The organism is Arthrobacter sp. B0316-1-20, assembly GCF_059091865.1.
Map to the genome: position 1 here is coordinate 1 of NZ_JBNHHC010000099.1, position 7,340 is coordinate 7,340.

General features: G+C 66.1%; 7 protein-coding genes. 6 read left to right on the plus strand and 1 reads right to left on the minus strand.

Going from position 1 to position 7,340, the window contains the following annotated elements; all coding sequences use genetic code 11:
* Positions 1-441 (minus strand): hypothetical protein (locus AC5RW2_RS39235; protein WP_494075200.1); only part of this gene is annotated, 441 nt, incomplete at its 3' end.
* A gap of 249 nt (positions 442-690) precedes the next feature.
* On the opposite strand from AC5RW2_RS39235, the gene AC5RW2_RS39240 reads away from it, so the two are divergent.
* The 6 genes from AC5RW2_RS39240 to glgX form a co-directional block, all read left to right on the plus strand.
* Positions 691-1,173, plus strand: coding sequence for a CarD family transcriptional regulator (locus AC5RW2_RS39240; protein ID WP_494031932.1), 483 nt, complete (start codon positions 691-693; stop codon positions 1,171-1,173).
* A gap of 75 nt (positions 1,174-1,248) precedes the next feature.
* Positions 1,249-2,052, plus strand: a complete 804-nt coding sequence (ispD, locus tag AC5RW2_RS39245) for a 2-C-methyl-D-erythritol 4-phosphate cytidylyltransferase (RefSeq protein ID WP_494031931.1) — start codon at positions 1,249-1,251, stop codon at positions 2,050-2,052.
* Between the two features lie 2 nt (positions 2,053-2,054).
* Positions 2,055-2,555, plus strand: coding sequence for a 2-C-methyl-D-erythritol 2,4-cyclodiphosphate synthase (gene ispF, locus AC5RW2_RS39250; RefSeq protein WP_494031930.1), 501 nt, complete (start codon positions 2,055-2,057; stop codon positions 2,553-2,555).
* 107 nt (positions 2,556-2,662) lie between these two features.
* On the plus strand, positions 2,663-4,093 hold the full coding sequence (gene cysS, locus AC5RW2_RS39255; RefSeq protein ID WP_494031929.1) for a cysteine--tRNA ligase: 1,431 nt from the start codon (positions 2,663-2,665) through the stop codon (positions 4,091-4,093).
* Positions 4,094-4,167: 74 nt separating this feature from the next.
* A complete protein-coding gene (gene rlmB / locus AC5RW2_RS39260; protein ID WP_494031928.1) occupies positions 4,168-5,151 on the plus strand; it encodes a 23S rRNA (guanosine(2251)-2'-O)-methyltransferase RlmB in 984 nt (327 codons plus the stop codon).
* A gap of 24 nt (positions 5,152-5,175) precedes the next feature.
* Positions 5,176-7,340, plus strand: a 2,165-nt coding sequence (glgX, locus tag AC5RW2_RS39265) for a glycogen debranching protein GlgX (protein ID WP_494075201.1), incomplete at its 3' end; no start/stop codon positions are given.

The window sequence follows — 7,340 nt, forward strand, 5'->3', positions numbered from 1 at the left end:
GGGGACCTGGAGTTCCTCGGACTCGGATTCGACCGTGACCGTGACCGGCACCAAAGAGCCGGGAATGCCGCCGGCCTGCGCCAGCACGGCTTCGCCTTCCGTCTCGCCTTCCGCCGCGTCATCGAAGCGGTATTCGCCGTTGGCGGGAACCGTCACCTGGGCGGTGCCGCCGTCGACTTCGAAGGACAGCTGGACGGGGGAAGCTGAGGTGTTGAGCGCGGTGCCGATGATGCGGCCGGGGCTGGCCTCATTATCGGCAACGATCAGGATGTTACGCAGCTTGACGTCGCCAACGTTGCGCACAATGCCGTCGGAGGCCGCGTACTGCTTGGTAGTTGCCTGCTCGTTGATCGTGCCGCAGCCAGTGGCACCCAGCAGGGCCAGCGCCGCTGCGCCGGCGGCAACAGCGCGCTGCACGCGGGTCTTCGGTGCAAAACTCACAGAGATACTCCTAGAAAGGCGAAGGGGTTGGTGACTTTTGGATACAAGTCAACAGCGAGTTTATCTTGAACTGCCCAAAATCCTTGCTTCGAAACCCCTTCTGCCGAATGTGGCATGCATCAAATCCCGGATCCGTCAAGGGTTGGTGAGGGGCCGATTCCGCTCCGATGCTGGCGCTGACTAGCGCAAACGCGTCCGGACGGTTCCTTAATCGTGATAAACTGGCTTGCGGGAAAGGGGAATGTCCACATGGTTTTTGAGGTTGGCGAGACGGTTGTTTACCCTCACCACGGGGCGGCGAAGATCGAAGAGATCAAAATGCGCACCATCAAGGGCGAAGAGAAGATGTATCTCAAGCTTCGGGTGGCCCAAGGTGATCTGACGATTGAAGTTCCAGCAGAAAACGTAGATCTGGTTGGCGTTCGGGACGTTGTGGGCAAGGAAGGACTGGAGCATGTCTTCGACGTGCTCCGTGCCGAGTTCACGGAGGAGCCCACCAACTGGTCCCGCCGGTACAAGGCTAATCTTGAGAAGCTCGCGTCAGGCGATGTCATCAAGGTTGCGGAGGTCGTCCGCGACCTTTGGCGCCGGGATCACGACCGCGGCCTTTCCGCCGGCGAAAAGCGGCTGCTGGCCAAGGCCCGCCAGATCCTGATTTCGGAACTGGCCCTGGCGGAAAAGACAGACGAAGAGCAGGCAGCCAGCGTCCTGGACGAAGTCCTGGCATCATAGGAATCCTTACAGCTGCGGCGGCAGGCCTTCGGGCTGGCCGCCGTAATTGTTTAATGCCCGTTGTACGCTGGGCTGGTGCCAGCATCAACAGAAACTGCAACAGATCAGTCCCGGAGCGCCCGGCGACTGGGTGTCATCATCGTTGCCGGGGGATCCGGCGAACGCCTAGGCTACGGCCTGCCCAAGGCTCAGGTGCCGCTGGCGGGTGAACCGATGCTGGCCCATGCCCTGCGGGGTGTCCTCTCCTCCGAGGTCGCCGCGGAAATCGTCGTCGCTGTGCCCCGCGGGGACACCATATTGCGCCAGGTCTGCGCCGCGGCCGGCAAGAACAGCAAGGACGGCCCGGTCATCACGGCGGTCAACGGGGGATCCTCCCGCGCGGATTCCGTACGCGCCGGACTGGCCGCCCTGGGCGCCGGGATTGACGGCATCCTGGTGCATGACGCAGCCCGCGCCCTGACCCCCGCGGCCGTCTTCGAACGGGTGGGACACGCGCTGGCCGAGGGTGCCAAGGCGGTCATCCCCGCCATCTCAGTCGTGGACACGATCAAGACTGTCGCCTCCACGGACGCGCAGGATGCCCACCTGGCGCCGGAACTTGTCACCGGCACCGCCAACCGCGCGCAACTGCGCGCCGTGCAGACCCCCCAGGGGTTCGACGCCGGCACCCTCCGCGAGGCGCACAAGGCGGCGGAGTTCTTCAATGACGAGCAGGCGGCCGCTATCACGGACGACGCGATGCTGGTCGAAATGATGGGCACCCCGGTCTATGTGGTTCCCGGCTCCGTCCGGGCGCTGAAGATCACTACGCCGCTGGACCTTGTGCTGGCCGAGGCCCTCCTCGCCGGCGAATATCCGCACCGGTTCCTGGAAGGCTGACGGTGGACGATTTTCCCTGGCCCGTGCCGAGGACGGGCATCGGCATCGATGTGCACGCTTTTGCGCCCGAAGACCAGCCGCGGCCGCTGTGGCTGGCCGGGCTGTGCTGGGACGGAGAGCGCGGGCTGGCCGGACATTCCGACGGCGATGCTGTCGCCCACGCAGCCTGCGATGCGCTCTTCTCCGCGGCCGGCCTGGGCGATCTGGGCACGCACTTCGGCACGGACCGGCCCGAATTCGCCGGTGCGTCCGGCACCGTGCTGCTTGCCGAGGCCGCACGGATCGTCCGGTCAGCGGGATACGGCATTGGCAATGTGGCCGTGCAGTTCGTTGGGAACCGGCCCAAGTTTGCGCCCCGCCGCGCGGAAGCGGAGGCAGCGCTCAGCGACGCGGCGGGCGCGCCGGTCAGCGTTTCAGCCACCACCAGTGACGGACTTGGCTTCACCGGCCGCGGTGAGGGCATCACCGCCGTCGCTACCGCTGTCGTTATCAAGCGCACCTGACCGCCCCGCCCCCGCTGGCTCAGCAGCAGGCGTTCATAGCAGGCGGGAAAAGGACGTGGCCTGCGAAGCGAACGCGGGGGAGGGGCCGTTTCGGTTAGCCTAGAGCAGTGAGCCTGAGATTCTATGACACCGCAACCGCAGAAATCCGCGACTTCGTTCCGCTGATTGAGGGCAAGGCGAGTCTCTACTACTGCGGTGCCACGGTGCAGGGCATGCCGCACATCGGACACCTGCGGTCGGCGCTGGCGTTCGACCAGCTCACCCGCTGGCTGCGCTACCGCGGCTTCGAGGTGACGGTTGTCCGCAATGTCACCGACATCGATGACAAGATCCTGGCCAATTCGGCCGCCACCTTTGAGGACCCTGGCGTTCCCAGCGAGGAATGGTGGGCCCTCGCCTACCGCTTCGAGCAGGAATTCGAGGCCGCCTACGACGCGATCGGCGTCGAACGGCCGACCTATGAACCGCGGGCCACCGGCCATATCCCGGAGATGCACCAGCTGATCCAGCTGCTGATCGACCGCGGGCACGCCTATCCGGCCCTTGATGATTCCGGCGATGTGTACTTCGACGTCCGTTCCTGGTCCAAGTACGGCAGCCTGACGCGGCAGAACATCGACGATATGCAGGCCGCCCCGGACGCCGACCCGCGCGGCAAGCGGGATCCGAGGGACTTCGCGCTGTGGAAGGGGCACAAGGCAGGGGAGCCGGAGACGGCGGCCTGGCCGAGCCCCTGGGGCACCGGGCGCCCCGGGTGGCACCTGGAGTGCTCGGCGATGGCCAGCAAGTACCTCGGCACCGGTTTCGACATCCACGGCGGCGGGCTGGACCTGCGCTTCCCGCACCATGAAAACGAGATGGCGCAGTCCCAGGCTGCCGGGCACAGTTTCGCCAATTTCTGGCTGCACAACGGCATGGTCACCTACGAGGGCGAAAAGATGAGCAAGTCCATCGGCAACACTGTGAGCCCGCAGGACATGCTGGCCACTGCCCGCCCGCTCGTGGTCCGCTACTATCTCGGCCAGGCGCACTACCGCTCCGTGCTGGACTACCGGCCCACATCGCTGGCTGAGGCCGCGGCCGCCGTCGAACGCATCGAGGGGTTCATGGCGAAGGCGACGGCGAAGCTGGGCGCCTCCGGTGCGGTCAAGGCGCCCGCTGACTTCGAAGCGGCGATGGACGACGACCTGAACATTCCGGCCGCCCTGGCGGCCCTGCATGAGGCTGTGCGGCGCGGCAACACCGCGCTGGCGGCAGGGGACGACGACGGCGCCCGCGCCGCCCTGGATGACGTCACCGCCATGACGGCGGCCCTGGGCATCAACCCGCTGGCAGCGCAATGGCGGACCGGCGAGGGCAATGCCGCCGAGCACGCCGCGCTCGACTCGCTGGTGCAGGCGCAGCTTGCCGAACGCGCCGCCGCACGGGCCGCGAAGGACTGGGCACGGGCTGACGCCATCCGCGATACCCTCACCGCCGCAGGAATTCTGGTCGAAGACTCCGCGGACGGTGCCAACTGGAGTGTCGAGTCCCGCTAAACTGAGGAAACACAAGTGTATTTCGCGTTGACCGGACAGGCTGGACGCGCACCGACCAACCGAAGGTAGTAACGATGGCCAACAAGGGGCGCCCCGGCGCGATCCGCAAGCAAAAGAAGGGTCCCACGACCGGCACCGGAGGCCACGGACGCAAGGCGCTGGAGGGCAAGGGCCCGACACCCAAAGCGGAGGACCGTCCGTACCACAAGGCGTACAAGAACAGGCAGCTTGCCGAGCGCTCGGCCGCCAAGCGCCAGGCCGGCCGGCAGGGCTCCGGACCCCGCGGCCGGAGCAAGACGGCAGAGGAAGTCGTTACCGGCCGCAATTCGGTGGTCGAGGCATTGCGGGCCGGAGTTCCGGCCAAGGCCCTCTATGTCGCCGTCCGTGTGGAGATGGATGACCGGGTCCGGGAGTCGCTGAAGATTGCCTCCGAGCGCGGCATTCCCGTGATGGAGGTGCATAAGCCGGAACTGGACCGCATGACGGACGACGCCGTCCACCAGGGCCTGGTGCTGCAGATCCCGCCGTACGAGTACGGGGATTCCATCGACTTCGCCCAGGAAACCGTGGCGAAGTGGAAGAAGGGCCACATCGGCAACGCGCCCTTGTTCGTTGCGCTGGACGGAATCACCGATCCGCGCAACCTGGGAGCCATCATCCGTTCCGTTTCCGCCTTCAGCGGCCACGCCGTCGTCGTTCCCGAACGCCGCTCGGTGGGCGTGACCGCCGCTGCCTGGAAGACCAGTGCGGGTGCCGCGGTGCGCGTGCCCGTCGTCAAGGCCGGCAACCTGAACCGGACGCTCGAAGCCTTCAAGGACCTGGGCATTTTCGTCCTGGGTCTGGACGGGGACGGGGAAGTGTCGCTGCCGGACCTGACGCTGGCCAAAGAGCCAGTCTGCATCGTGGTCGGCTCCGAAGGCAAGGGCCTGTCTCGCCTGGTCCGCGAGAACTGCGACCAGATTGTCTCCATTCCCATCGATTCCGCGATGGAATCGCTGAATGCCTCCATGGCGGTGGGTATCAGCCTGTATGAAATCTCGAAGCAGCGTTCGGCCTAGGGAGCTATGACAAGCATCTTGTCAATGGAACACCGCGGAGAATCCCGGCATCCTTCGCGGCCGTTTCCGCTGGGGATCAGCGAACACATTCCCGCTGTCCGTGGCACCGGCGGCGTGGTCAATGTGGCGGTGTATGCTCCGGATATCGAGACGATCGATATCCACTTCCAGACATCCGACGGCACCTGGTCCGTGGCTGCGCTGGAGGACTGGACCGACGGCGTCCACCACGGAACGGTCCGGGGTTTCCACCACGGAACGCGCTACGGCTTCTGGCCGCGGTCTGCCGACGCGCAGGCCCGGCGGCCGGAGCAGTTGCTGCTCGATCCGTACGGCAGGGCTATCGACGACGGAACGACCTTCGGCGACCAGACCGCACCCGAGGAGGCAGGAGCCGCGGAACGGCTCTCCGCCGTGCGCAGTTCCAAGGAGCGCCTGAACCAGGCACTTGCTCCGATCCGTTACCTGTCCGTCTACGTGGACTCCGGTTTCGACTGGGGAACGGACCGGCTCCCGCAGATTCCGCTGCGGGACACCGTCATCTACGAGGCCCATGTCAAAGGCCAGACGATGCTGCACCCGGACATTCCGGAGGAACTGCGCGGAACGTATGCCGGCTTCGCCCATCCCGTGATGATCCGGCATCTGACCTCGCTGGGCGTGACCGCAGTCGAACTCCTTCCGGTGCATTTCCATATCGACGAGCCGCACCTGCAGGAACTGGGCCTGACGAACTACTGGGGCTACAACACCCTTGGCTTCTTCGCGCCGCATCCCGACTACGCCACGAAGGAGGCCCAGGCCGCCGGCCCCAAGGCCGTGCAGGACGAATTCAAGGAGATGGTCAAGCGGCTCCACGCAGCCGGACTGGAAGTCATCCTGGACGTCGTCTACAACCACACGGCAGAAGGCGGCCAGGACCGTCCGGCACTGTCCTGGCGCGGCCTCGCCGGGCAGCAGTACTACCGCCACGACGGCCAGGGCCGGTATGTGGACACGACCGGCTGCGGCAACACGGTCAACTTCGGTGAGCCGCGCGTCGTCCAGCTGGCCATGGATTCCCTGCGCTACTGGGTGGAGGAATACCACATCGACGGATTCCGGTTCGATCTGGCCGCGGCTCTGGCCCGCGACGGCAATCACCACTTCAACCCCCGCCATCCATTCCTGCTGGCCGCATGCGCCGACAAGGCCCTGCGCGGTATCAAGCTGATCGCCGAACCTTGGGACGTGGGCATGGGCGGCTGGCAGACCGGAAACTTCCCGCCCGGCTGGGCCGATTGGAACGACCGTTTCAGGGATACCGTCCGGGACTTCTGGTTGGTGGACCAGGCGGCGCTGGCCCAGGGCGGCCAGGGCGGTTCGGTGGCGCGGCTGGCGGGCTGCCTGGCCGGTTCAGCCGATGTTTTCGCCGGTTCCGGGCGGACGCAGCTGGCCTCCATCAACTTCGTGACGTCCCACGACGGTTTCACGCTGGCCGACCTGACGTCCTACGACCGCAAGCATAACGAGGACAACGGCGAGGAAAACCGGGACGGCAGCAACGAAAACCGCAGCTACAACCACGGCGTCGAAGGACAGACCGGGGACGAAGCGGTACTCGCTGCCCGCGCGCAGACCGCCCGGAACCTGATGGCCACGCTGGCCCTGTCTCTGGGCGTGCCGATGATCACGGCCGGCGATGAACTGGGCCGGACGCAGCTGGGCAACAACAATGCCTACTCGCAGGACAACGAAATCAGCTGGCTGGACTGGCAGGTGGACGAGTATTCCCGGGACATGCTCCGGGCCACCACGGACCTGTTCCGGATCCGGCGGGATTTCCTGGACAACCAGCCGCGCAGTTATCCGGCGCGGCCAGACAGCTCCTACATGCTGTGGTTCAACGCCCAGGGCCAGCCGATGACCCCCGAACAGTGGACGGATCGCGGCAACCGCGTGATGCAGCTGCTCATGGGGTCGCCGGACGGACTGCTGGATGGCCTGCTGGTGATCAACGGCGGCCTGACACGCGCCCCGCTTGCCCTGCCCGACGCCGCTGTCCTGCGCGAGTTCGGTGTGGCGGACGGGCGGGCGCGGATGTTCGAGCTGCGCTACAGCACCAGCGACCTGGAATACCGGCGGCGCGGTGCCCGGATCCGCACCGGCGAGAAGGACACCATCGCCGCGAACTCCATCAGCATCTACCG